General features: G+C 64.2%; 1 protein-coding gene and 2 pseudogenes. All 3 read right to left on the bottom strand.

The window, feature by feature from the left end:
• Positions 1-132 (bottom strand): annotated as a pseudogene (locus EOA32_RS36585) (30S ribosomal protein S2); the annotation flags it as partial.
• A 50-nt stretch (positions 133-182) separates the two neighbouring features.
• Positions 183-836 (bottom strand): annotated as a pseudogene (locus EOA32_RS40475) (aminotransferase class V-fold PLP-dependent enzyme); the annotation flags it as partial.
• 5 nt (positions 837-841) lie between these two features.
• A partial coding sequence (locus EOA32_RS36575) for an FtsK/SpoIIIE domain-containing protein (protein WP_210214887.1) occupies positions 842-2086 on the bottom strand: 1245 nt, incomplete at its 5' end.

Genomic DNA, 2086 nt, shown 5'->3' with positions numbered 1-2086 from the left:
GCGCAGGCGTTGGATCGAATTCGAGATCGTCTTCCAGTTGGTCAGCATGCCGCCCAGCCAACGCGAGTTGACGTAATACTGGGCCGAACGCTGCGCGGCGTCGGCGACGATGTCCGAAGCCTGGCGCCGCGAAGGCCCTTCTCCTGCTCGCCCGAAATCAGCGCATTGATCGCCACTCCGTCGCGCATGAACAGCCCGCCAATCCCTTTGGGGCCGTGGAATTTATGCGCGGAGAAAGAGACGAGGTCGAACTGCGCGAGCGCGCCGGCAAGATCGATCGGAATGCGGCCCACCGCTTGGGTGGCGTCGGTGTGGAGCAAAGCCCCCGGGGACAGTTCCCGGACTAGCGCGGCAAGGGCGGCGAGCGGCTGGACCGCGCCGGTTTCGTTGTTGGCAAAGTGGATCGAGACGAGACGCGTCTCTGGCCGAAGTGCGGTGGCTAGGCTCTCATGGTCGATCAAACCATGCTCATTGACCGGCAGAACATCGATCTGCTGCCCGCGCGCCTGTGCTGATCGCGCGGCAGTCAGGATCGACGAGTGTTCGCTGGCGGAGGTCACCGCGTGTGATGTCGGCGCGAGCGCGCCGAACATGACCCAACTATTGGCCTCGCTCGCTCCTGAGGTGAGGACGATCTGATCGGCATCCGCCGCGCCGCCAAGCAGGTCGAGCATCGCGATACGCGCGTCATGGAGCGGACGCGCCGCGCCGAGGAGCTCGCCTGCAGTCGAGGAGGCGTTGAGGAACAATGTCTCCTGGTAGTAGCGCATTGCCTCCACCACCTCAGGGTGGGGGCGAGTGGTCGCATTATTGTCCAGATAGGCGATGATCTCCATGAGCGTTAGCCTAGATCACGCACCAGCACCGCTACCAGCTGCTCGAGACGGTCGGTGTCGATAAAGGGGACCTGGGCATAGATCGGCGTGGTCCCGCCGCCGATGATCGCGGCGAGATGGCCCTTCCCGAGCAGGCGCTCGGCCCCACCACCCTTAATGCCGAGCGAGAGATCCGAGGTGCCGGCGCTGTCCACCCGCAGGATGAGCCGGTTTCCTAGATTACTGCGCAGCTGCATCGGGAAGACGCTAGCGTCGGGGCGCTGTGCTGCGAAGATCAAATAGATACCCGCCGCACGCGCCTTGACACCGAGCCGGTTGACCGCTGCTTCCACACCCGCGCGGTAGCTGTCGAGCTGCATCCAGTCGGCGAACTCGTCGTGGATCAGCCAGATGAGCGGCAAGGGCTCGCTCGCCGCCTTGTTGTAGGCGGCGATGTTCGAGACACGCGCTTCCTTGAACAGAGAGTAGCGGCGCTGCATTTCGACCACTAGCGCGTCGAGCCGGGTGAGCGCCTCATCTTCCCGATCGATGATTGGTCCATCGAGATGCGGAAGTGTTTCGAAAGCGAAATAATCAACGCCGGCCTTGGGATCGATCAGGATGATGCGGGACTGATCGGGGCGGTTGGTGGCAGCGATCCCGAGAATGATGTTCTGGATGAGGATCGACTTGCCGCTGCCGGTGCTGCCGGCCACGAGCGTATGTGGCGCGGGCTGGGGCTCGAGGAACAACGGACTGCCGTCATCCTCCTTGACCGCGATCAGCAGCCTTGCATTGGCGGCATCGTTACGCGTTTCCCAACCGGCCCAGACCTCCGGCAAACCGAGCGTCATCCGATGCGGTCGCTTGATCGAGACCACCACGAACCCCGGTTCGGCGCGCACGCCGATCAGCTCGAGGCCATGGGTCGACTCAAGCTCTTCGCGCTTGTTCTCGACCTTCGCCACAGTGAGATCGTCAGAACCTCGGAACCGTAGCAGCGCAGCGTTGGGGGTCAGCACCTGTTGCTCGAGTCGGGCCGACATGCCGTAGCGCAGGAGCGCTGCGCGGCAGCGCTGCGCCGTATCGTCGAGCCACAGCGTGTCGCTTTCCTGCGACGGCCGGTCCTGCGCCCAGAGCTCGAGCAATGCCCTGAAGCTAAGCGAGGATTGCGATCCTTCGGTCGCATCCGGTCCAGGAGTGGGATCCGGAACGGGGGGCGGGGCGGGCGCGCCTGAAGCCTGGCCGCTTCCGAAGGGAGTGACGGGCTC

The sequence above is a fragment of the Mesorhizobium sp. M1A.F.Ca.ET.072.01.1.1 genome (assembly GCF_004023325.1).
Classification (GTDB): domain Bacteria; phylum Pseudomonadota; class Alphaproteobacteria; order Rhizobiales; family Rhizobiaceae; genus Mesorhizobium.
This window is presented reverse-complemented; position numbering and strand designations above follow the sequence as displayed.